General features: G+C 69.4%; 22 protein-coding genes. 5 read left to right on the top strand and 17 right to left on the bottom strand.

Features of this window, described 5'->3' with window-relative positions:
- Nucleotides 1-433: 433 nt before the first annotated feature.
- The 4 genes from LCF40_RS17855 to LCF40_RS17840 all read right to left on the bottom strand — a co-directional run bounded on the left by LCF40_RS17855 (nt 434) and on the right by LCF40_RS17840 (nt 4,635).
- Nucleotides 434-1,495 (bottom strand): enolase-like domain-containing protein, encoded by a 1,062-nt coding sequence (locus LCF40_RS17855; protein ID WP_224829542.1) that lies wholly within the window; start codon nt 1,493-1,495, stop codon nt 434-436.
- Between the two features lie 135 nt (nt 1,496-1,630).
- The gene (locus tag LCF40_RS17850; protein ID WP_224829544.1) at nt 1,631-3,238 is read right to left on the bottom strand and encodes an ABC1 kinase family protein; all 1,608 of its coding nucleotides are present in this window, start codon (nt 3,236-3,238) and stop codon (nt 1,631-1,633) included.
- A gap of 75 nt (nt 3,239-3,313) precedes the next feature.
- The gene (locus LCF40_RS17845; RefSeq protein WP_224829541.1) at nt 3,314-3,763 is read right to left on the bottom strand and encodes an Hsp20/alpha crystallin family protein; all 450 of its coding nucleotides are present in this window, start codon (nt 3,761-3,763) and stop codon (nt 3,314-3,316) included.
- 53 nt (nt 3,764-3,816) lie between these two features.
- Nucleotides 3,817-4,635: an E3 ubiquitin--protein ligase gene (locus tag LCF40_RS17840; RefSeq protein ID WP_224829540.1), complete on the bottom strand. Its 819-nt coding sequence runs from the start codon at nt 4,633-4,635 to the stop codon at nt 3,817-3,819.
- A gap of 83 nt (nt 4,636-4,718) precedes the next feature.
- On the opposite strand from LCF40_RS17840, the gene LCF40_RS17835 reads away from it, so the two are divergent.
- The 3 genes from LCF40_RS17835 to LCF40_RS17825 all read left to right on the top strand — a co-directional run bounded on the left by LCF40_RS17835 (nt 4,719) and on the right by LCF40_RS17825 (nt 8,604).
- Nucleotides 4,719-5,960, top strand: a complete 1,242-nt coding sequence (locus LCF40_RS17835; RefSeq protein ID WP_224829539.1) for a molybdopterin molybdotransferase MoeA — start codon at nt 4,719-4,721, stop codon at nt 5,958-5,960.
- A 34-nt stretch (nt 5,961-5,994) separates the two neighbouring features.
- A complete protein-coding gene (locus LCF40_RS17830; RefSeq protein WP_224829538.1) occupies nt 5,995-7,860 on the top strand; it encodes a molybdopterin biosynthesis protein in 1,866 nt (621 codons plus the stop codon).
- A 66-nt stretch (nt 7,861-7,926) separates the two neighbouring features.
- The gene (locus tag LCF40_RS17825; protein ID WP_224829537.1) at nt 7,927-8,604 is read left to right on the top strand and encodes a helix-turn-helix domain-containing protein; all 678 of its coding nucleotides are present in this window, start codon (nt 7,927-7,929) and stop codon (nt 8,602-8,604) included.
- 44 nt (nt 8,605-8,648) lie between these two features.
- Here the strand turns inward: LCF40_RS17825 and LCF40_RS17820 are convergent, their stop codons facing one another.
- The 10 genes from LCF40_RS17820 to LCF40_RS17775 form a co-directional block, all read right to left on the bottom strand.
- On the bottom strand, nt 8,649-9,281 hold the full coding sequence (locus tag LCF40_RS17820) for an HAD family hydrolase (RefSeq protein ID WP_114575436.1): 633 nt from the start codon (nt 9,279-9,281) through the stop codon (nt 8,649-8,651).
- A gap of 106 nt (nt 9,282-9,387) precedes the next feature.
- Complete coding sequence (locus LCF40_RS17815) at nt 9,388-11,019, bottom strand: PQQ-binding-like beta-propeller repeat protein (RefSeq protein WP_224829536.1); 1,632 nt, start codon at nt 11,017-11,019, stop codon at nt 9,388-9,390.
- 105 nt (nt 11,020-11,124) lie between these two features.
- The gene (gene lwrS, locus LCF40_RS17810) at nt 11,125-11,496 is read right to left on the bottom strand and encodes an LWR-salt protein (RefSeq protein ID WP_114575434.1); all 372 of its coding nucleotides are present in this window, start codon (nt 11,494-11,496) and stop codon (nt 11,125-11,127) included.
- A gap of 1 nt (nt 11,497) precedes the next feature.
- Nucleotides 11,498-11,782 carry a 4a-hydroxytetrahydrobiopterin dehydratase gene (locus LCF40_RS17805; RefSeq protein ID WP_224829535.1) on the bottom strand — a complete coding sequence of 95 codons (285 nt, stop codon included), beginning with the start codon at nt 11,780-11,782 and terminating at the stop codon, nt 11,498-11,500.
- Between the two features lie 72 nt (nt 11,783-11,854).
- On the bottom strand, nt 11,855-13,168 hold the full coding sequence (gene hemA / locus LCF40_RS17800) for a glutamyl-tRNA reductase (protein WP_224829543.1): 1,314 nt from the start codon (nt 13,166-13,168) through the stop codon (nt 11,855-11,857).
- Complete coding sequence (locus LCF40_RS17795) at nt 13,168-13,824, bottom strand: precorrin-2 dehydrogenase/sirohydrochlorin ferrochelatase family protein (RefSeq protein ID WP_224829534.1); 657 nt, start codon at nt 13,822-13,824, stop codon at nt 13,168-13,170. The genes hemA and LCF40_RS17795 overlap by 1 nt, the downstream gene beginning before the upstream one ends.
- Nucleotides 13,825-13,828: 4 nt before the next feature.
- Complete coding sequence (gene ahbB, locus LCF40_RS17790; protein ID WP_224829533.1) at nt 13,829-14,944, bottom strand: siroheme decarboxylase subunit beta; 1,116 nt, start codon at nt 14,942-14,944, stop codon at nt 13,829-13,831.
- Between the two features lie 41 nt (nt 14,945-14,985).
- Nucleotides 14,986-15,783, bottom strand: coding sequence for a ZIP family metal transporter (locus LCF40_RS17785; protein WP_224829532.1), 798 nt, complete (start codon nt 15,781-15,783; stop codon nt 14,986-14,988).
- 42 nt (nt 15,784-15,825) lie between these two features.
- Complete coding sequence (locus tag LCF40_RS17780) at nt 15,826-15,978, bottom strand: hypothetical protein (protein ID WP_224829531.1); 153 nt, start codon at nt 15,976-15,978, stop codon at nt 15,826-15,828.
- Between the two features lie 56 nt (nt 15,979-16,034).
- Entirely contained in the window at nt 16,035-17,003 is a 969-nt protein-coding gene (locus LCF40_RS17775) for a D-2-hydroxyacid dehydrogenase (RefSeq protein ID WP_224829530.1), read from the bottom strand.
- A gap of 195 nt (nt 17,004-17,198) precedes the next feature.
- Between LCF40_RS17775 and LCF40_RS17770 the strand changes: the two genes are divergently transcribed.
- On the top strand, nt 17,199-18,194 hold the full coding sequence (locus LCF40_RS17770; protein ID WP_224829529.1) for a TIGR04024 family LLM class F420-dependent oxidoreductase: 996 nt from the start codon (nt 17,199-17,201) through the stop codon (nt 18,192-18,194).
- On the opposite strand, the gene LCF40_RS17765 is transcribed toward LCF40_RS17770, so the two are convergent.
- The 3 genes from LCF40_RS17765 to mce form a co-directional block, all read right to left on the bottom strand.
- A complete protein-coding gene (locus tag LCF40_RS17765; RefSeq protein ID WP_224829528.1) occupies nt 18,191-18,877 on the bottom strand; it encodes a 6-hydroxymethylpterin diphosphokinase MptE-like protein in 687 nt (228 codons plus the stop codon). The genes LCF40_RS17770 and LCF40_RS17765 overlap by 4 nt on opposite strands.
- A gap of 50 nt (nt 18,878-18,927) precedes the next feature.
- The gene (gene folP, locus LCF40_RS17760; protein ID WP_224829527.1) at nt 18,928-20,082 is read right to left on the bottom strand and encodes a dihydropteroate synthase; all 1,155 of its coding nucleotides are present in this window, start codon (nt 20,080-20,082) and stop codon (nt 18,928-18,930) included.
- Nucleotides 20,083-20,221: 139 nt separating this feature from the next.
- Nucleotides 20,222-20,617, bottom strand: a complete 396-nt coding sequence (gene mce, locus LCF40_RS17755) for a methylmalonyl-CoA epimerase (RefSeq protein WP_114575425.1) — start codon at nt 20,615-20,617, stop codon at nt 20,222-20,224.
- 188 nt (nt 20,618-20,805) lie between these two features.
- Between mce and LCF40_RS17750 the strand changes: the two genes are divergently transcribed.
- A complete protein-coding gene (locus LCF40_RS17750) occupies nt 20,806-22,761 on the top strand; it encodes an ABC transporter ATP-binding protein (RefSeq protein WP_114575424.1) in 1,956 nt (651 codons plus the stop codon).
- The last annotated feature ends 23 nt before the right edge of the window (nt 22,762-22,784 follow it).

The following is a 22,784-nucleotide window of genomic DNA, read 5'->3' as shown; positions in this document are numbered from 1 at the left end:
TTAAACATAGACTGTTCTAATTATCTAATAAATCTGCTAAAAACACCCCGCTCGACTGCAAACGTATTATCTATCTGTCTGTACCAATCCTGTCTCAGCACTCAACAACACGAGACTTGGTAGGGTCGGCCGTTAATTGAGAGGCCATCGTCACCCATTCTACTTCATCACCGTGTGGTGGGATTTGGCAAAGTGAAAGAGTCCGTTTTGAAACGGCTGACGGACTTCGCAGGGCACGTACACATATGCCGTTCTTTCGTCGCAACTCATATACATTTCCCTCCAGTCGTAGGCAATCAGACCACTCTACCGCGACGCTGAAACTGCGCGCGATTCTGCCGTCGCTCTGTACTCTACTAAGGTCACACCTACCTGCTCTACCGAGCGATGTCGAGTACTGACGAACGACGTCCGGAATCCAGTACCGGGTTCTCTATCGGCCGAACCCGACGGACTCCGCCGGCGGCTCCAGGGGACTCGCCGGCAGTTCGTCGGCGACCGCGGGATCGTTGTAGCGCCGGGGCGCGACGTCGTTCGGGGTATCGGGGTAGTAGATCGCCGCCAGCGTCTGGATCTGGCCGCGGCCGACGCCGAGTTCGAACTGGCCGCCGCCGTACATGGAGATCCCGCGCTCCTCGCAGTGGTCGATCGTTTCGAGGAGCGATTCGATCGAGCCGAACCGGGAGGGCTTGATGTTGAGCCAGTCGGGTTCCCAGGGGAGAGCGCGGACGTCGTCGATCCCGTGGATCGGGGCGTCCCAGGAGGTTCGCGAGCGGACCTCGTTCTCCTCGAACAGCTCGCGGGTCTCGTCGGTCAACCCGGGGTCCTCGACGATCGCCTCCGGAAAGCCCTCGATGACGAGTTCGTAGAGGTCGGGGTCGGCGGGGTTGTCGACTTCGGTTCCCTCGTAGGCCCCCTTCAGGTCCGCGATCCGGACGGCGCCGGTCTCGGCGAGCGCGGCGACGAGGTCTCGGTCCCAGTCGGCGGTGGGATCGAGTTTGAACTCGAGGCCGGGAACCCGCTCGCGCAGTTCCTCGACCCGGTCGATCCGCGGAGGCTCGCCCAGGCGCGTGCTCGCGACGAACCGGACCGGGTCGGCGCTCCGGCCGACCGCCGAGGCGAGGTCGGTATCGGCCTGACGGAGCGCGAGGTCGAGCGCCGCGCTCTCTACGCCCCACCGCCGGTAGTTCCGGAACTCCTCGCGGTCGGGCGGCTCGGGAAACAGGTCGAGGTCGTCGAGGCGGGCCGAGAAGGAGTCGACGGTGAACTCGCCCGTGAGGTCGGGGAGCCCCTTTTCGGCGAGGGCGTCGTGGTCTGCGGTCTCGTAGGTGACGTCCTCGCCGCGGCCGGTGTGGGCTTCCCCGTCGCCGCCGGTCAGCGCGAACTCGGTGGTCACGCGGGTGAAGCCACTCGAGGTCTCGCGCTCGCGTCGCTGGCTCGAGACGGCGTCGATCCGCACCGGGAGATCGGCGAGGTCCTCGTAATCGGATGCCATACCCCTTTCTCGACGGCGGGAGGAAAACGGTTTTCGGCTTCCGTCGGCCCTCTCCTCGGGTCGGAGACGAGTCGGTGCACCGTCGATCGCACTACCTCGCTTCGATCGACCGGTACATCGCCGTCTCCGGGCCTCTCAGTCGTCCTCGCGGCGCTGGCGGAGGTTCTGGCGGGTGAACTGGGGCGCCGACCCGAGCGACCGGCGGGGCTGGCGGAACGATCGGTAGAGCTGGATCCCGATGGCCGCGGTAAACACCGCCGCGACGATCGCCGCCAGGGGGACCTCCAGCGCGTAGAGGACGCCGATCGAGAACAGCCCCATCGTCAGCAACATGCCGTAGACGAGCCGCTTGGCCAGTTTCTCGAAGGCCCGGTCGGCGTCCTCGACGCCGACCCGGACGAAGAGGTCGTCCCGGTCGAGGCGATCCAGGGCCCGCTCGCTCTTGGGGAGGATCCGGGTCGCCGACTCCGCCGACTCCCGAACCCGTTCGCCGCCCTCCTCGAGATACCGGCGGACAGACTCCTCGCGATAGCCCTGCTCGGTGAGGTAGTCGGTCGCGGTGTCGATGAAGTCGAAGTCGGGATCGAGCGTGACACAGACCCCTTCGACGACGGTCGCGACCCGCAGTACCAGAGCGAGGTTCGCCGGAAGCCGGAACGGGAACTCGTAGATCGAGTCCTCGATCCGGCCGATGATCTGCTGGACGCGGTACTGCTCGACGTGCTCGCCGCGGGCGTCCTCGATGGCGAGTTCCATCACCTCCGCCATCACCTGGCGGTCGGCTTCCGGCGAGAGCGTGCCGATGTCGATGAGGACGTCGAGGATGGCGTCGGTGTCGCGGTTGGCGACGGCGACGTAGAACTCGACGATCTTCCCCTGGACGAACTCGTCGACCCGGCCGGACATCCCGAAGTCGTAGAAGACGATCCGGCCCTCGTCGTCGACCGCGAGGTTCCCGGGGTGGGGATCGGCGTGGAAGACGCCGTCGTCGATGATCATCCGGAGATACGCCCGCTCCAAGTTCTCGGCGATGCGGCTCCGGTCGATCCCGCGTCGCTCGAGCTCCTCGACGTCGTTGATCTTCGTTCCCCCGACGTACTCCATCGTCAGCACGCGGGGGCCCGAGTGGCTCTCGATTACGGCCGGAACGGCAAAGCGGTCGTCGCCCGCGAAGTTCGACCGGATCTCGGCGAGCATCGTCGCCTCGCGCTCGTAGTCCATCTCCTCGCGGATCGTCCGGGCGAACTCGTCGGCCAGGTTCTCCAGGGAGAACGCCCGGGAGTCGTCCACGAAGTACATCAGGATCGGAAGCGACCACCGGATCACCCGGAGGTCGGCCTCGACTAACTCCTCGACCTCGGGCCGGCGGACCTTCACCGCGACCTCCCGCCCGTCGACCGCCGCGCGGTAGACCTGGCCCAGGCTCGCCCCGCTGATCGGGTCGGTGTCGAAGGTCTCGAAGCGTTCCTCGACGGGCCCGAGTTCGGCCTCGACGACCGGCTTCGCGTCGGCCCAGTCGGCGGGGGGAACCTCGTCCTGGAGCGCCGAGAGCACCTCGATGTACTGGGGCGGGAGGACGTCGGGGCGGGTCGAGAGCAACTGGCCGAGTTTGATGAACGTCGGCCCGAGGGTCAGCAGCGAGTCGAGCAGGCGGGTCGCGCGCTCGCGGCGGACCTCGCCCCCGACCCGGCGCGGCCGGCCGAACAACAGGAAGCGCCGGCGGTCGCGGGCGTAGGCGAGCAGGAGGGGAAGGAATCGTCCGGCGACGAGGACGAACCGTCGGTACGCGCGGAGGGTGCCCAGGCGTTTCCACCCCGATTACGCCCGGTCGCCGTCGGTTCCGTCCTCGCCGTCGGGCGTCGTCGAGGACTCGAGGGAGCCGGCGTCCGTGTTGGAGGCCGCCGCCTCCGTGGAGCCGTCGGCACCGTCGGCGTCACCGGCGCTCCGCCGGCCCCGGTCTTTGGGTAGGCGGATCTCCAGGACGCCATCGGTGACCGTCGCCTCGGGGTCGCCGGCGGCGTCCCGAGGGAGCGGGAGGGAGGCGTCGAAAAAGAGCGACCGGTTCTCCTCGACGTAGCGGTACTCCTCGGGAAGGTCCTTCTCACGTCTGGCCTCGACCCGGACCGTTCCGTCCTCGACGGCGACGTCCACCGTCTCCGCGGAGACGCCGGGAACGTCGAGGACGACCAGGTACGCCGCCTCGCTCTCGAGGAGGTCGAAGAACACTCCGTCGGGGAGGTCCCGCAACGCGTCGCGGAGCGGTGACATGGCTACGGGTTCGAACGCCGCTACGAAAAAGGCCGCGGTCCCCGGCGGGCCGGCTACAACCGGAGGAAAACGAGGACGGCGGCGACGACGCCGACCCCGGCGAGGACCGACGCAGTGCCGACGAGCGCCGCCTTGAGCCCCAGCCGGCGCTCGTTTCGATCCGAGATCAGGAAGGGGTAGCCGACGAAGCGGTGGCGCAGCCGGACCCAGCGGTTCGGATCGAGGATGGCCTCTCCCACACCGACGGCGGCGTTGACCTGGCCCGACCGGGTCGCGACCGTCGTGTCGTGGCGGGCGATACCGAGCACGTGGACCTCGCTGCCGGGGTCGAGCCGGTACTCGGCGAAGCGCCGGTCGTTGCCCGTCTTGAGCTCGAACACCCGGAGATCGATCGACGTGTCCTGGGAGTCGATGTCGTCGTCGCTGTCGATGTAGCGGGCGATCCGTTCGGGCGGGCGGGTTCCGCCCTCGACTTCGACCCTGCCGTCCCGGGAGAGCCGGAAGTCCGCGCCCGGCGGCTCGACCAGGACGCTCGCCGAGCCGTCGTCCACGAGGAAGGGGACGTACTCCTCGCCGGAATCGATGGTTTGCCAACTGCTCGACTTGCCCGAACTCCGGTACTCCTCGACCTCGTAGACGCAGGCCAGGCAGTCGGCTCCCGAAAACGGTGCCTCCACCGTTCCGCGGACCGGCCGCGCCTCGCCCCGGAGTTCGACGGGGCCGCCCTCGGTCGTCTCGAGGACGGAGTCGGGTCGCGACCGGAGGAGGTGGGAAGCGAGGCGGAGCTCGCTCGCGCCGTAGGCGACGACGAACGCGGCGGGGACGGCCACGATCAGGACGACGGCCACGGGGACCGGATCCGTCGGGACCATACGGAACGTGTGAGAGAACGGAAGGATAACTGTCCCGGTCGCCTCCCGGCACGTTTTTGACTCTTACCCGCCCCTGTCGGGACATGGACGGGCTCGACGACGATCGCTCCGAATCGGGGTTCAGGTCGCGGACGCCCCTTTCCGAGGCCCGCGAGCGGTTCCGGGCGGCCGTACCCGACCCCGACTTCGACCCCGTTCGCCTCGAACTCGCAGCGGCCGACGGTCGGGTGCTCGCTACGGCCCGGTCTGCCGCCCGGAACGTTCCCGACTACGCGCGGGTCGCAATGGACGGCTACGCCGTCAGAGCCGAGGACACCTTCGACGCGGGCGCGCGCTCGCCGGCCGTCCTCCGCGAGGTGGAGGAGACCGTCGAGCCCGGGACCGCACGGCGGGTCGACACCGGAACCGAACTCCCCGAGGGCGCCGACGCCGTCGTCCGGATCGAGTACGCAGAGCCTTTCGGGGGCGACGTCGAGATCACCGATCGGGTGACCGTCGGCGAGAACGTCGCACCGGTCGGCGAGGACGTCGCCCGCGGCGACCCTCTCTTCGAGGCGGGCCGTCGCCTCGGGCCCTCCGCGCTCGGACTGCTGCGGTCGGTGGGCGTCGAACGGGTTCCCGTGGCTCCCCGACCGACCGTCGGCGTCGTCCCCACCGGAGAGGAACTCGTCCGGGCCGACCCCGCGCCCGGCGAGATCATCGAGACCAACGGGCTGACCGTCTCCCGGTTCGTCGAGCGCTGGGGCGGGCGGGCAACACATCGGAACATCGTCGACGACGACCCCGAGGCGCTGCGGGTCGCGATCCAGCGCGACCTCACGAAGGACGTCGTCGTCACCACCGGGGGGTCCTCCGTTGGTGAACGGGACCTCCTCCCCGAGACCATCGAGGGGTTGGGCGAGGTGGTCGTCCACGGCGTCGGGATCAAACCCGGCTACCCGGTCGCTCTCGGAGTCGTCGAGGGAACGCCCGTGATCGCGCTTCCTGGCTACCCGGTCGCCGCCATCGTCGCCGCAAACGCCGTTCTCCGGCCCCTGCTCGCGTGGCTCCAGGGAACCACAGTCGAGACCCATCCCGCGAGGACGGCCAGGCTCGAGCGCAAGATCCCGAGCGAGCCGGGGATCAGGACGTACGCGCGAGTGGAACTCGCCGGGAGCGAGGACGAAGACGGCGGGAGCAACGAGCGGGTCGCGACCCCGATCCGGGCCGGCGGCGCGGGCGTGCTCTCGAGCGCGGCGCTGGCCGACGGCTGGGTGGTCGTGAGCGAGGCGAGCGAGGGGATCCCGGCGGGCGAGACCGTCGAGGTCGAGGACTGGGAGCCGTAAGGACGTTTTTGTCGATCGGCCGCCAACGGCCGCCATGGACAGAACGGAGTTTCGCGACCTCGCCTCCCCGGCGGAGGTCCGGGAGACGATCAATTCCCTCGCGCTGGAGGGAGGGGTCGACCGGGTCTCCATAGAGGAGGCACAGGGACGCGTGCTGGTCTCGCGGATCGAGTCGGACCTCGACGTCCCCGGGTTCGACCGGGCGAGCCTCGACGGCTACGCGCTGCGAGCGCGGGACACGTTCGGGGCCGACGAAGCGGATCCCGCCGATCTCGCGGTCGTCGGCGAGGTCCATGCAGGGGAGGAACCCGACGTCGAGGTCGGCGAACGGGAAGCGATCGAAATCTCGACGGGCGCGGTGATGCCCTCCGGCGCGGACGCGATGGTACCAGTCGAGCGCACCGATCCCGGCCAGGGGCGGGTGTTGGTCCGGACCGCAGTCGCGCCCGGGGACAACGTGATGGTTGCGGGCGCGGACGTCGCCGCGGGTGACCGGGCGCTCGGCCCCGGCACCCGCCTTTCGGCCCGCGAGGTCGGCCTGCTGTCGGCGATCGGGGAGAGCGAGGTCCCCGTTCGGGCGCGTCCTCGGGTGGGCATCGTCTCGACGGGCGAGGAACTCGTCCGGCCCGGCGGGGAGGTGGACAGTTCCCGGGGCGAGATCTACGACGTCAACAGCTACACGATCGCCGCGGGCGTCTCCGAGGCCGGCGGCGACCCGGTCCTCTATCGCCACGCCGGCGACGACCCCGAGGAACTCGAGGGCGTCCTCCGGGAGGCGGCCGGGGAGTGTGACCTCGTGCTTTCGTCGGGGTCGACCAGCGCGAGCGCGGTCGACGTCGTCTACCGCGTGATCGAGGAGCGGGGAGAGCTCCTGCTCCACGGCGCGGCGATCAAACCCGGCAAGCCGATGCTGGTCGGCGAACTCGGCGGCGCGGCCTACGTCGGCCTCCCCGGCTACCCGGTGTCGGCGATGACGATCTTTCGCGTGTTCGTCGCCCCGAAACTCCGCGAGGCCGCCGGTCTCCCCGAACCCGCGACGGCGACCGTCGAGGGACGGATGGCCGTCGAGGAGCGCTCCGAGGAGGGCCGGCTCCGGCTCGTCTCCGTGGGACTCGTCGAGGGCGGCGACGGCGATCGGCTGGTCTACCCCGTCGACAAGGGAAGCGGCGCGACGACGAGCCTCGCCGACGCCGACGGCGTCGTCCGCGTCCCCCCCGAGACGGCCTACCTGGGGGCGGGCGAGGACGTCTCCGTAGAGCTGTTCTCGCCCTCGACGCGTCCGCCCGCGCTCCTCGGCGTCGGCGAGGCCGACCCGACCTGGAACCGGCTGCTCGATCGCCTCGAGAACCCCCGATATCTCCCCGTCGGCTCCCGGCCCGCCCGCCGGCGCTTTCGCGAGAGAGTCCCCGACGTCGCCGTCCTCAGCGAGGCCGATGCCCGCGAGGCCGACGGCGACCGCCTGGCAAGTTGGGACCGCGAGTGGGGGCTGGTCGTTCCGCCCGGAAACCCCGACGAGCTCGAGGGCCTCTCGGATCTCGTCGAGCGCGACCTCCGGCTCGCGACCCGATCGACCGACGCCTCGCTCCGGGCCGCCCTCGACGACCGTCTCGAGGCGGTCGCCGACGAGCGCGGGGCCGATCCGCGGGAGCTCCGCGAGTCGATCGCGGGCTACGGGCTCGGCCTGGCCGGCGTCGAGAGCCCGGCCCGGCGGGTTCTCGCGGGCGAGGCCGACGCCGGGCTCGGGCTTTCCGACACCGCGGCCCGACTCGACTGCGGGTTCGTCTCGCTGGGCCACGAACGCCTCCGACTCGTCGCCGACCCCGACCGGCGGGCGAAGTCGGGAGTGGCGGAACTCGAGGCAACGATCCGGGAGAGCGACCTCCCGATCGAGCCCGCCTGACAGCCCCGCGGACAGTCTCCGGGAGCGGGGGCGCGCTATTTACCGGCGGACGGTATAGGTGGCGCGATGCCAGCGATCACGGAGTTCCGGCTGCCGGCGGCCGACGTCGCCCTCGAGACCACCCTCGACCGAGCGCCGGGAGCGACGATCCGCCTCGAGCGGTCGGTCTCGATCGGGTTCCCCGCGGTACTCGTCTCGGGGAGCGCCCTCGAGACGATCGACGCGGCGCTCGCGGCCGACGGCTCGGTCGACTCCTTCGAGCGCCGCTCCCGGAGCGACCAAACCCTCTACGACGTCGCCTTTGACCCGCCCGCCCGGGACCGCCTCGAGGCGGTGCTCGCGGGCGAGGGGACCGTCCTCGAGGCGACCGCCGCAGGAGGACGGTGGCACCTCGAGCTGCGATTCCCCGACCGCGAAACCCTCTCCCGGAGCCACGACCGCCTCGCCGAGCGCGGGATGGAGGCGACGATCGGGCGGATCGCGAACGTGACCGACGGCTCGGGGGCCGGCCGGGCCGGCACGGAGAGCCGGCTGACGCCCGAACAGGAGGAGGCGCTGTCGGCGGCGTTCGAACACGGCTACTTCGAGATCCCTCGGGCGATCTCGATGGAGGACCTCGCCGCCCGCCTGGGGATCTCCCACCAGGCGCTCTCCGAGCGGCTCCGGCGGGCCTACGGCACGCTCGTCGAGGCCGAGTTCCGGACCGCCGCCGGGGAGAGACCGAGCCTGGGAGCGCCCGGCTGAGACGCTCGGAGACGTCGTCCCGAAATCGCCCTACGGCAGCCCTATTAGTCCGCGGCCAGCTCGTCGAAGCTCTCGACGCGGTAGTCCCCGAGCACGCACCGCCCGCGCCGGTCGTGGCCGACCCGCTCGACGTGGATCGCATCGAGGCCGGCGTTCCAGGCCGCGCCGACGTCGTTCGAGCCGTCGCCCGCGAGCACGCCCCGGCTCCCGTCGGCGACCCCGAGGTCGGCCATCGCGCTCTCGACGGGTGCCGGATCGGGCTTCCAGCCGGTCTCCTCGGTACAGCAGACGACCGTGTCGAACCAGTCGCCGATGTCGAGACCGTCGATGACCGGCTCCGCGAGAAAGCGCTGACAGTGGGTTACCAGGCCCACCGGCCCGTCGAGATCGGCGACGAAGGCGGCGTCGGGATGGAGGTAGGTCTGTTCGGCCCGGACGAGGGGGTCCTCCTCGGCGTGAAACGCCTTCCAGAACGCGGTCGGCTCGATCCCCCAGGCCTCGAGCTGGCGGTCCCGCGAGCCGCTCAGGCCGTGCCAGAGCACCTCGGCCTCCCGATCCGAGAAGGGCCGGCCCAGCCGGTCGCCGACCGCGTCGAACACCTCGCGGGTGTAGGCCCACTCGACGTCGATCAGCGTGCCGTCCAGGTCGAGCAGCCAGAAGTCGTAGGCGGGGACCATGCTGTATGCAGGACACGGGAATTGGGTCCCCGAACGTAAGAAATTGTCGCCGGGAACGGACCGTCCGCCCGACTACTTTCCGGATACCGACGGGTGTGTCGGGCGGCTACTCGGCGAGTGTCAGCATTCCGCTCTCGGCGCAGTCGCCGGCGGTCACGGTCCACTCGTTGTCGCCGACCGAGAGCTCGCCACACGGGACGGCGTGGAAGCTCGCATAGCAGTCGCCGGGCACGACCTCCACGGTCACCGACTCGGAGACGTCGCCGGCCTCGAGGGTGATCGTGACGTCGGCGGCGTCCTCGCCGTGGTTCCAGACCCTGATATCGACGCTCGCAGACTCGCCGCGAGCGATCGAGTCGGGAGCCGACACCGAGAGCTCGAGGGACGGGTCCTCGTCCTGGCCGTCCTCGGGCTCGTCGCCTCCTCCGTCTTCGTCCCCTTCGGGCTCGTCTCTCGCCGGCTCCTCGTTCCCCGAGTCTTCGTCGGCGGGGTCCTCATCTTCGGGCTCCTCCTCGGGTTCGTCCTCCGAGTCCCCGGACTCGTCGTCTTCGGAGCCATCGCCGTCGTCGAGACCGGACCGAAGTGCGAGCAGTTCGTCATTGCGGCTGACGTAGACTGTGTCCTCGTCGGCAGCGACCCAAGTGAACCCGCCGTGGGACCATTCGGAGCCGTCGAACGCGTACTGCCACCGTTCCTCGCCGGTCGAGAGGTCGTAGGCCACGATCCGCTCATCCGTTCCTTCCCCTCCGACCTTCGGGGTAGCATGTGCCGTTACTCCGGTGTCGCCGACGACCACCGGGACGCTGTACGGGAAGATGGCATCACCCTCGTACTGCCACGTTTGCTCAACGCCGTCGGAAAGATCGTACGCCGTGAACTCGTAGGGTCCGTTGGTGAAGAAAACCCCATCCGTGATTAGTATGTCTTCTGCAAGGTCCGACACGACCCGTTCCTGGGCACCCATCGGATAGAGATACGCAATCTGGTCGCCGCCCGACCAGACGGCGACGTGACCCGACCCTGCAGTGAGCGTCTCTATGTCCATGAAATGGCTCAGCGACCATTCGGTCTCGCCCGTTTCCGGATCGAACGCTGCGATTCCCGAATTGCCGCTATCGGGAAGCGGTGAACTGGCGTAGACGCCCTCTTCATCTGCGTCCCCGAGCGTCACTTCCTCGCCGGTCTTCTCGAATTCGTCCTCACCGAGCTCCCAACTGACCTCGAAGCTGTCGCGTTCCCACCGGATCGAGCCGTCGTCGGCATCAAGGGCGTAGAGGGTTCCCTCGGCGGAGGTGTAGACCGTTCCGTGTGCGACCGCGATCCCGTTCCCGCCGACCTCGCTTTCCCATCGCTCTTCTCCCGTTTCGGCATCGAACGCCCGAATCGACTCCCCGGCAGTGTACACGGCGTCGCCCTCGACCACGGGTGCTCCGCTGGCCCCGATGTCGTCCGTCTCCCACTCGAGCGACCCGTCCTCGGCGTCGAGCGTCGAGATGCTCCCGTTCTCCTGAGTGTGGACCCGGTCGCCGGTCGCGACGGTCGTATCGATCCGGTACGATCCGTTGTATCGCCAGGCGACCCCGTCCGGCCGCCCGAAGTCCCCATTGCCGGAACCGCCGCCTTCCGCTCCGCCCTCGCCGTCGTCGCCCTTCTGGGCGGTCGCCGTCGACCCGAGCAGTCCACCCGCCGCCAGCGTCGTCCCCGCCGCCATCAGTGTTCGCCGATCGAGTTTCCGCATACTCGATGATTTCAGACTACCTACTTATCTCCTGTGCTCACATTCCAGTGACACGAACGGCGACGTCGGTCGTCGCCCCCCACGACGGTCCACTACCGACCCAATCTATGGCTCCCGGATCTCGAGGCTCGAGCCGAAATACTTGGTCAGCACCTCCGAGACGTTCTCCGCGTTGAACGCTTCCAAGTCGTCGGCGACCGCTTCCTTGAACCGCTCGAAGGAGTCGGGGTCGGCCTCCAGGGCCCGGAAGTCGACGGACTCGACTTCGATTCCGATCTTTTCGGCCAGCAAGCGCCGGACGTGCTCCCGATCGGAAACCTCCCCGCGCCAGACGAGTTCTCGAAACTCGAGCCAGCCCTCGCTCCCAGGTTCCGGCGCCGAGAGCAGACACCGGCGTTCGATCGTCGGCGGCTCCAGCGAGATTTCCGGGGGAGTCTCGGGACGCAGTCGGACGCCGAAGGCGTACCGAATTCCCATCTCAGTCGCCGTCGTAGGCGCCTTCGACCAGTTCCGCCATCTCGACGTCGGCATCGGTGATCCCGCCCTCCTCGTGGCTCGTAAATCGGACCTCGACCTCCTCGTACTCGATCCGGATCTCGGGGTGGTGGAACTCCTCCTCGGCGATCTCGCCGACCTCGCTCGCGAAGTCGACGCCCGCGAGGTAGTCGTCGAACCCGTAGCTCCGGACGATCTCGTCGTCCTCGCGGTGCCACTCGTCGGGAGCCTGCTCCTCGATCTCGTCATCGGAAAGGAGTTCTGCCATGTCCGATCGCTCGCCGGCCACGCGGATAACGGTTGTGCCGGCCGCGTCGGCCCGCCAGGGGCGACGACCGTCTCAGTCGTCGTCGACTGCCTCGAGGGGACGCTCGGAGCCGGAGTCCTCGAACGTGGAGGCCGGGGAGTCGGCCCCGAACTCGGGGTCGAACAGCTGGAGGGCCGTGCTGATCGTGGCCCAGTCGTCCTCGGCGGCGGCCTCCCGGAGGCTCTTCGTCGGTGCCGCGAGTAACTGGCCCACGAGCGAGTCGGCCATCGCCTTGAGGACCTCCCGGTGGGCGTCGGTCACCTCTCCGTTCTCCTCGAGCCGGGCGATCGCCGTCTCGACCTCCCGGCGCTTGGTCCGTTCGGCGCTCTCGTACATCGCGGCGATGACCTCGTCGGCCCGGGCGCGCTTGTACTGCTCGACGAGGCGGTCGAACTCCGCGTCGATCATCGCCTCGACCTCGCGGGCCGCCTCGACCCGCCGGCTGCGGGTGTTCTCCGTGACGGACTCGATGTCGTCCAGGTCGTAGACCGCGACGCCGGGCAGGTCGCCCGCGGCGGGCCGGACGTCCCTGGGCTGGCCGAGGTCGACGACGACCGCCTCTCCCCCCGACTCGAGGTCGTCGGGCTCGACGACCGGGTCGGGGCTTCCGGTGGCGGCGACGACGACGTCCGCGCGGGGCGCGACGCTCCCGACGGCGGGCAGGGCGACGGCCTCGCCGGGAACCTCGAGCTCGGAGACGACGTGTTCGGCGTGGGGCAGGGTCCGGTTGGCGACGATCAGCTCCCCGACCCCGGCCGCCGCGAGGCGTTCGGCCGCCAGGCGAGCCATCTCGCCGGCACCGACGACGAGGGCGGTCGCCCCCGCGAGGTCGCCGGCCTCCCGTCGGGCGAGCGAGACCGCCGCCGAGCCAAGCGAGACGACGCCCTCGTTGATCGCGGTCTCAGTGCGGGCGCGCTCGCCGACGTGGATCGCCTTCGTCACGCTCGTCTCCAGCAGGTCGCCGATCCCGCCGACCCCGCGGGCGTCCTCGTAGGCGGTCCGGACCTGGCCGATGATCTGGTCCTCGCCGACGACGACCGACTCGAGGCCCGACGCAACGCGCAGCAGGTGGCGCAAGCTCGCGTCGTGGCCGGCGTAGACCGTCGCCGCCTCAGGAACGCCCGCGAGGAACTCCGCGAGCACCGCCCGGCCGACGCTCTCGTCTGCGGCGACGACGTAGGCCTCGATCCGGTTGCACGTCGAGAGGACGTATGCCTCCTCGACGTCGGGGTGGGCGAGCAGGTCGGAGACGGCGGTCCGCTGGCTGTCGGGACTCGCCGCGGCGATGTCGTCGACGCTCGCGCCCTTGTGGGTCACCCGGGCGCTGGTCACGACGCCGGCGTCGATCACCCCGACTCACCCCCGCCCTCGAGCCGGTCGAGTACGTCCTCGATCACTTGCCGGTCGTTGGGGGCTCCGGTACGTAAACCTGTCCAAACGGCGGGCGAGGCGACCGCGTCGCCGACCAGTTTCCGGCGCCGGTCGGGGGCCACCCCTCGTGCCTTGAGCTCCGTCCGAAACTCCCCCAGGAACTCGGCCATCGCGCCCGCACCCTCGATCTCCTCTTCGAGTTCGCGCCGGAGGTGTTTGCTCAGTGCGGGGGCGGCACCGCCGGTCGCGATCGCGACGACGATGGGGTCCTCCCGGACGGTGGCGGGAACGACGACGCTCCCCTCGCCTCGATCCCCTCCCGCCCGATCCGCGCGGTTGACGAGGATCCTCCGGTCGCGGGCGGCATCGGCGACCGCTCCGTTCAGCTCCTCGTCGTCGGTCGCGGCGACGACCAGCGCCGGCTCGACGCGTTCGAGCCAGTCCTCGATCGCTTCCCGATCCGGTGCTCCCCGGACCAGTTCGGCGTCGCCGAACGACGCATCGGTGAACTCGGGGCTCACGACGACGGTCCGGGCCTCGCGGGCGAAGCGCCGGGCCTTCCGGGCGCCGACGCTCCCGCCGCCGACGACGAGCACCGTCGACTCGCTGAAGTCGTGAAAGAGCGGGATCATGAGTTCAGTTCGCGTCCGGAGCGCGCTCGGCGCCGGACCCGGCCCCTTCCGCCTCGCCCCCGCGATCGCCGTCGGTGTTGGCCGTCGCCCGTTCTTCCAGTCGAATCCCGGTCTTCTTCAGGATCTCCGTCGAAAAGAGGGTGTTCCAGTCGTCGTCAGCGACGTCCCAGAACCCCGCCATCCGCTCGCGGACCGCCTCGATGCGCTCCTCGCTCTCTCCCTCGCTCCGGCCGTGGGTCATCGCGAAGAAGTTGTACGGCCAGACGCCCTCGTGGCGCGGGCGCTCGTAGCAGTGGGTGACGAACGGAAGCGAGGCGATCGCGGGGCCGACTTCCTCCACCAGATCGTCGGGGACGTCCCAGACGGTCATCCCGTTTTCCGTGTAGCCGAGCGCGTAGTGGTTCGGGACGACGCCGACCCGCCGGATCTTTCCCTCCCGGTCGAAGCGTTTGATCGTCGCCCGGACCCACTCGGCGTCCCGCCCGATCGCCGCCGCGACGTCGGCGTACGGCGTCGGCGAGAGCGGAAGGCCCCCTTGAATCTCGACGACCAGATCGCGCTCGGCCGGCGAAAGCGTCGTCCGGTCCGTGGGTTCGACGTCGGGCCCCTCATCCGAAAGGTCGATCCCGTCCTCGAGTGGCCCATCGACGTAGAACTTCGCCTCGACGCGGAACTCCCGTCGTTTGGGGAGGTTGTAGACCTTCTGGCCGGTCTCAGCTTCGATCTCTGCGAGAACCTCGCCGACGCGATCTTCGTCCGCGACGCTGACGACGAACCAGACGTTGAGATACGGGTGTTCGCGCTCGTAGTTGTGTGCGACCTCCCGGAAGTCGTTGATCGCCCCGACGACCTCGTCGAAGCGCTCCTCGGGCGCGTGGGCCGCCACCAGGGTCGCGGTTCCACCGATCTCGCTCGCGTCCACGAGCGCGCCGAACCGGGAGAGCACGCCCCGCTCGTCGAGGTTCCGGATCGTCTCGAGGAGTTCCTCGGAACCGATCTCGACCCCCTGCTCGTTCATCGCTCGGGCGGCGACCGCGAAGGGGTCGGAAGCGACCGGGAACCCGCCCTGGAAGGCATTGACGACGGCCCGTTCGCGCTCGGTGAGGTCGACGCTGTCCATGGTCGGGCTGGGGGGTGGCGAGCCTAACCGTTGTCGGTTCCCTAGATCGCGAGCAGGGGAACCATGACGAGGACTCCGAGGGCGAACCCGCCTGCGAGTTCTCGGAGCCCGCCGCCGGGAAGTCCCTCGCCGATCTCGCGGGCCTCGGGGACGAACTCGCTGGCCACGAGGTAGATCATCGCGCCCGCGGCAAAGCCGAAGCCGACCGCCAGGAGGTCCCGGGCGAGTCGGACGAAGGCGAACGCGAGGACCGCACCGACGGGTTGGGGGAGACTCGAGAAGATCGCCCACCAGACGAGCCGCCAGTCGGCGATCCCCATCGACCGCAGCGGGATCGCGATCGCCGTCCCCTCGGGGACGTTGTGGATCGAGATCGCGACGGTCATGAAGAGCGCGAGCAACGGGACGGTGATCCCGAGAAGGGGGAGTCCGCCCTCAAGCCCGAGGTCGGCGAAGGAGACGCCGATCGCGACGCCCTCGGGGAAGCTGTGGACGGTCAGCACGCCCAGGATGAGCGCGAGCTTCCGGCGGTCGGCCTCCGCATAGGCCCGGGGACCGACGTCCGCCCCCGATAGGGCCCGGCGAGCGACGACGACGAGGACCACGCCCGCTACGATCCCGGCCCCGAGCTCGAGGGGCGTTCCCGCGGCCAACCCCTCGTCGAGCAGCCCGAAGGTAGAGGCCGCGACCATTACGCCCGAGGCGATCCCCCAGAGGACGACGTTGCGGCGGTCGCTGATCGTATCGAAGTAGAGAAAGGGGAGGGCGCCGATCCCGGTCGCCAGCGCGGTCACGAGGCCGGCGACGAAGACGATCGCGAGGTTCTCCGCGAGGCTCACGCCGGCTAGTCGGGAGAGGGGTACCTAAAGGCTCGTTCGCTCTCAGGCGGGCCGGAACGCCGATTCCTCGCAGCGGTCGCACTCGTCGCGGCCGTTCCGGATCGGGCCGCCGTCGGCCAGTACGTACATGACGAGTTCGGACGCGCAGTTCGTACACTCCCCGCGAACCTTCGTCACCCCGCCGTAGCGGTGCATATCTATAACGTTCGTTCTACTGGTATAAGCGTTACTCCTTCACACGCCCACTCGTCTCACGGGTGGACCTGGTTCCGCAATCCCTCCGTCGAGCCGTTCTCGGCGATCCGTTCGGCGTTTCCCGCGACGATGTCGGCCAGGCGATCGTAGTAGGCGGGGGTGTGGCCGGCGTTGTGGGGCGTGATCCGGACGTTCTCGAACCCCCACAGCGGGTGCTCTTCGGGAAGGGGTTCGGGATCGGTGACGTCCACGGCGGCCCCCCGGATCCGGTTCGATCGCAACGCCGAGACCAGCGCGTCGGTCTCGACGACGGGCCCCCGGGCGACGTTTACGACCACCGCGTCGGGATCGATCGTGACGAGTTCCTCGCGGCCGATCAACCCCCGGGTCTCGTCGGTCAGCGGACAGGCGAGCACGAGGTAGTCCGTCCGGGCCAGCGCCTCGTGGATAGCGTCCTCGCCGAAACCGACGACCTCGTCGGCCGGCCCGCCCTTCTCGGCGGTGTAGCGAACCCCGATGGTCTCGACGCCGAAGGGCTCAAGCCGCTCCAACACTGCTTCCCCGATCGCGCCCATCCCGACGACGGTCACCGTCGAGCCCTGAAGCTCCGTGGCCTGATAGTGGCGCCACTCCCGGCGGCGCTGTCTGCGCTCGCCGACGTGGAACCGACGAGTGAACGCGAGGATCGACCCGAGGACGTGTTCGCCGATGTTCGGTCCGTGCACGCCCGACGCGTTGGTGACCGTCACGCCCCGTTCTGCGAGGGCGTCCATCGGGAGGTGGCCGGTGCCCGCGTACGCACACGCGAAGACCGCCATTTTCTCGGCACGGGAGAGGAGGTCCTCGTCGATCGTCATTCCGGTGACGATCCCGGCATCGCGGATCTCCTCGCGTTCGGCCGCCGGGGTCCGGGCGAGCCGGACGTCGTAGTCGGGAAGCCGCTCGCGAAGCGCCTCGGCGTACTCCTCGACCGGCGTCCCGTGGGTGCCGGTCCTGAGGACGAGCAGGTCGCGTCGGGCCGTCATACCCCTTCGATGGAGGGTGGGGCCAAAAAGGTCCCTTCGTTCGTCAGTACCGACCGAAAGAGGGGGCGTCACGACGGCCGGGGCGATCGACGACCGCGCCGGCGGCCGACCGACGGAAACCCGGTAGGGGTTGAATCCGTTTGAACGCCATCCATCGGTACCCACCGTTATGGCGAGGGCGTCCGAATCGGCGATATGGAGCGCTCCGTCCACCTTCCCGTCGCCGCCCAACCGGACGTCGAAACGGTCGTCGGCTTCGCCCGCTCGTCCGAGCGCGAGGGCTACGACCGCGTCTGGCTCCCCGAGACGTGGGGCCGGGACGCCGTCACCATCCTAGCGACGATCGCCCACTCCACCGATGAAATCGGGATCGGCTCGAGCGTCCTCCCGATCTACTCGCGCTCGCCCGCGTTGCTCGGCCAGACCGCCGCGACCCTCCAGGAGGTTTCGACGGGGCGGTTCCGGCTCGGAATCGGGCCGAGCGGCCCCGCGGTCATCGAGGGCTGGCACGGCGTCGAGTTCGACCGGCCCCTCCGGCGGACCCGCGAGACCGTCGAGATCGTTCGGAATGTGCTCTCGGGCGAGACGGTCAACTACGACGGAGACTCGTTTACCCTCGCCGGACTCCGCTTGCGCTGTGACTCGCCCGAGGAACCCGTCCCGATCGACGTCGCCGCGATGGGTCCGAAGGCGGTCGAACTCGCCGGCCGCTTCGCCGACGGCTGGCACGGGATCGTGCTCACGCCCGAGGGGATCGAGGAGCGGCTGAAAGATCTCGCCCGCGGTGCGGAACCTCGGAACAGGGATCCCGAGGACGTCCGGGTCACGATCTCCGTGACCGCCTGCGCCCTCGAAGACGGCGAGCGCGCCCGCGAGCTCGCACGCCGGCACATGGCCTTCTACCTCGGTGCGATGGGGACCTACTACCGCGACTCCCTCGCCCGCCAGGGCCACGGCGACGTCGCCGAGGCGGTCGCGGCCGCCTGGGCCAGCGGCGACCGGGAGGAGGCGCTCTCGCTGATCTCAGAGGACCTCCTCGACGAACTGTGTGCGGCGGGCCGGCCGGAACGCGCCCGCGACCTGCTCGAGCGGTTCGCGGCGATCGACGGCGTTGACGACGTCGCCGTCGGCTTCCCGCGGGGCGCGACGGAAGCGGAGATCGAGGCGACGATCGAGGCGCTCGCTCCTTAGATCGGCGGCTCGTAGCGCTCGCGGCGGCCGTCGAGAACCGAAAACCGCTCCTCCCGATGGGTTTCGAGCCAGGCGAGCAGCCGCCCGGCCCACTCGAGTTTCTTCGCTTTCATCGGGTCCACCGAGGAGTCGTCGAGGTCCCAGCCGACGAACAGCAACCGAGACGCGCCGAAGTGATCCGCGAGGAAGGCGGCCCGATCGCCGTCGGTGAACCCGCCGAAGTTCTCGACGGGAGCTCGGGGTTCGGCCTGGGTCGTCGCCAGGACGGAACCCGGAGAGCAGTCGGGGACGACCTCGCGAACCAGGTCGACGTTGTCGCCGTGGGCGTGGACCGCGACGGGCGTCCCTCGCCGGGTGAGCCGGCGAACGGTGTCGGGGTTCTTGTCGAGGTCCGTGACCATGCAATCGACCCCGACGCCGCCATCCTCGAGCCGATCGACTGCCGTCGAGGCCGCGACGACGAGGTCGGCCCCGCGGGCGCGCTCGAGGGCATCCGGGTCCGTCAGCGAGGGACCCGCACCCGCGATCGCGACGGTCGCCCCCGAAAACGCCGGCAGGCGCTCGCGATCGAAGGGGTCCGTGAGACCGACGAGGACGTCTCGGGCGCGCTCGTCGGCTCGCCGGTCGAAGCCGAAGTCGGCGAGGATCTTCCGGTAGACCGGCTCCCACGTCTCGAACTCCATGCGTCCGGCGGTTGACGCCGACGGCACAAAAAGGGGTCCGTGCCCCGCCGTCACTCGAGCACGTCCCGAAGCGCCTCCCCGACCCCGTCGAGGCGGCTTCCGATCGAGCGCAGGTCCGAACGGCGTCCGGCGAGCGCAACCGTCCCCCCGAGGGAGACGGCGGTCGCTTCGGTCTCCCAGGCCGCCCGCTCGACGGCTCCCCGCTGGGCGGAGTCCAGCCCGTCGATCCGGACCAACCGGGGGCTCGCGTCCGCGATCGCGCCGTCGGCGTGGTCGGCCACCAGGGCCTCGAACTCGCTGGGTTCCATGGAGGTCACGCTGACCCCCCCGTCCTCGCTCGAGCGCCGATCGGCGAACTCGCGACCGATCGCCGCCGCGTCCCGGGTTTCGGCGACGTCGTGGGTCCGGAGGACGTGGGCGCCTCGCTCGACGGCGAGCGCGGTCGCCGCGAGGCTGACCGGCAGCCGTTCGTCGGTCTCCCGGCCCGCGATCTCGCCCAGGAAGTTCTTCCGGTTGATCGAGACCAACAGCGGGCGGCCGAGCGCACGGAACTCCGCCAGCCGGCGGAAGGTTGCCCGGTCGTCCGCGAGGGTCTTCGCCTCGCTCCAGCCCCCGAAGGCGGGATCGACGATCGTCTTCTCGGTTAGTCCGTTTCGCTTCAACGCCTCGTATATCATGTCGGCGTAGTCGGCCGAGTCGGCCCACTCCGGGGACTTCCTGGCGGCCCAGTCGATCTCCTCGACGGCGCCCGGCCGCCGTAGATCGTCGGGGCTCGCCATCTTCACGACGGCGGCGTCGTGATCCCGGCAAACGTCTGGCATCTCCGGGTCCGTGAAGCCACAGACGTCGTTGACCATGTCGAACCCCCGCGAGAGGGCCTCGTCGGCGACCGCGCCGTACCGGGTCTCGATCGAGAAGACGGCCTCGCCCGAGACCGCCTCGACGGTCTCGCAGGCGACGTCGAGCCGATCGAGTTCCTCGTCCTCGGAGAGGACCTCGAATCGCTTGTTCGCCGACTCGAGCCCGACGTCGACGATGTCCGCCCCCTCCCCGATCAGTTCCTCGTCGACGTAGGCGGCGGCCTCGTCGGGGTCGTCGTGGACGCTGGGATCGTACGGCGACTCCTCGCTCACGTTCAACACGCCCATGATCCGCGGGGGGTGGTCGTCCCCGATTCCCACTCCTGCGGCCTCTACGCTCTCCATGTTGGTGCTCCGGGAGCGCAGACAAAAATGGATCGCGGTTCCGGCCGGTCGGGAGTCATAGGAGCGGAGACGACGATGTGCCGTTCGGTTGCGCTACCGGTGTCGCGACCGACGGCGCACTGACTCGTTTCCGACCCGATCAGTGCTCGACGAACTCAAGGAGCACGCCCCCCGTCGAGGCGGGGTGACAAAAGGCGACCCGGTGGCCCCAGGCTCCCTCCCGGGGCTCCTCGTCGACGAGTTCGACGCCGCGCTCTCGGGCGCGCTCCATTGCGCCTTCGATCCCTCCGTCGCCGTCCTCGACGCGGACGGCTAGATGGTGGATCCCCGGGCCGCGCTCGGCTATGTAGTCGGCGACCGCTCCTCCGCCGTGGGGCTCGAGCAGTTCGAAATAACCGTTTCCGAGATCGAGAAAGACGACGTCCATCCCGTCGAAGCGTTCCTCGTGGACGACCGCACAGTCCAGCAGGTCGGCGTAGAGCCCGGCGAGGGAGGCGGCGTCGTCGGTTGCGATCCCGGCGTGGTCGAAGCGCATCGTCTCCCCTTTGTCCGACCGCGAGGTGAGCGTTACGCTCCCCGGTCGGCCGGTCTCGAGGGCGGGTCGGCCGAGGACACGAAACGGAGTTCGTACGGGTTGATGATGCGGTTTTCGGAGAGCCAGCGAGGGTTTCCGGCTGGCGGCTCCTTATCAGTAGCCGTCGTGAACGCCGAGTCCACCACCCGATGCCATCCGACCCACACGGCAGTTTCGAGGACATACGCGACGGAATAGACGGCGATCCGATACTGAAAGCGTTCGAGTACGCGATCCCCTACTGGTTCCCGCTGCTCGTCGGGTTCGTCTCGACGATGGTAAACCGCGCGGCGCGGCTGTTCCCGGCGCTGATGCTCGCCGCGGCGATCGACCTGGCGGTCCGACCCGGCGGCGGCGTCGACGAGTTGCTCGCGGCGACGGGGCTGATCCCGACCGAACCGCTCGCCGAGGAGGCCGTCGGCGACCGCCTCTCCCTGCTTTACTACCTCGGCGGGCTGACGATCGCGGCCTACGTGATCCAGTCGGTGACCCACTTCACCTCCCGCTACTTCTTCCAGACGACCGCCCAGCGCCTCCAGCACGACCTCCGGATCGACACCTACGACCACATGCAACGGCTCTCGCTTTCGTTTTTCAACGACCACCAGACCGGCGGGATGATGGCGATTCTCAACAGCGACGTCAACCGGCTGGAGGACTTCTTCAACAACGAGCTCCGCCAGATCACCGAAGCCGTGATGATCTTCGGGCTGGTCGGTGCCTGGATGCTGTACACCGCGCCCGAGCTCGCCGTCTTCGTGCTCGCGCCGGTGCCGATCATCGCCGTCGTCACCGCGAAGTTCATCATCTGGATCGAACCCAAGTACAAGCGCATCCGCGAGCTCGTCGCCCGGCTGAACACCCGCCTCTCGAACAACCTCGGGGGTGCAGCGATCGTCAAGTCCTTCGACCGCTACGACGTCGAGAACCGCCGGGTCGGGAAACAAAGCGAGGGCTACCGCGACGAGAAGATCGGCGCGATCACGGTCAGGAAGGCCTTCTTCGCCTCGCTTCGCCTGATCGTCGGCGCGATGTTCGTGATCACCCTCGTCGTCGGCGGCCGGTCGGCGATCACCGCCGGCGGGCTCACCGCCGGCACGTTCGTCACCTTCTTCCTCTACCTCCGGGAACTCGACGGGCCGATGACCCGGATCGGGAAGACCGCGAACAACTACCAGAAGGCCAAATCCAGCGCCGAGCGCGTCTTCGGCGTCCTCGCCCACGACTCCGAGGTTCAGTCGCCCGACGACGGCACCGAGCCCGACGAGATCGACGGCGAGGTCGCCTTCGAGGACGTCCGTTTCAGCTACGCCGACGACGGCGAGGAGATCCTCCACGGGGTGGACCTCGAGATCGAGGCCGGCGAGACCGTCGGCTTCGCGGGCACGAGCGGCTCCGGGAAGTCCACCCTGCTGAAGCTCCCGCCCCGGTTCTACGACGTAGACGAGGGCTCGGTCAGCGTCGACGGCACCGACGTCCGGGAGTACGATCTCCAGGCGCTTCGCGACCGGATCGGGGTCGTCGAGCAGGACCCCTACATGTTCTCGGGGACGATCCGGGAGAACGTCGCCTACGGCGACCGGGAGGCCTTCGAGGCGCTCGTCGATGGCGAGGCGGTCCCCGACGAGGTCGAAGGCCGGATCCGCGACGCCGCGAAGGCCGCCGGCGCCCACCGGTTCATCGCCGACCTCCCCGAGGGGTACGACACGATGGTCGGCGAACGCGGCGTGAAGCTGTCAGGGGGTCAGCGCCAGCGGGTCTCGATCGCCCGGACGATCCTGAACGACCCCGACGCGATCGTTCTCGACGAGGCGACCAGCGACGTCGACACCGAGACCGAGACGCTCATCCAGGAGAACCTGGACGAACTCACCGCCGACCGGACCGCCTTCATCATCGCCCACCGGCTCTCGACGATCCAGGATGCCGACCGGATCGTCGTCATGGACGAGGGCGAGGTGATCGAGACCGGCACCCACCGCGAACTCGTCGCGGAGGGTGGCGCCTATGCCGACCTCTGGGCGTCCCAGACCGGCGACGGCGAGAGCGAGGGGGTCGGCGAGGACGACCGCGACCGTCAGCGCCCCGTCGAGGCCGACGACTGACCGGTCGGGGCGAGATCGGCCGT

The sequence above is a fragment of the Saliphagus infecundisoli genome (assembly GCF_020177375.1).
GTDB classification, from domain to species: Archaea; Halobacteriota; Halobacteria; order Halobacteriales; family Natrialbaceae; genus Saliphagus; species Saliphagus infecundisoli.
This window is presented reverse-complemented; position numbering and strand designations above follow the sequence as displayed.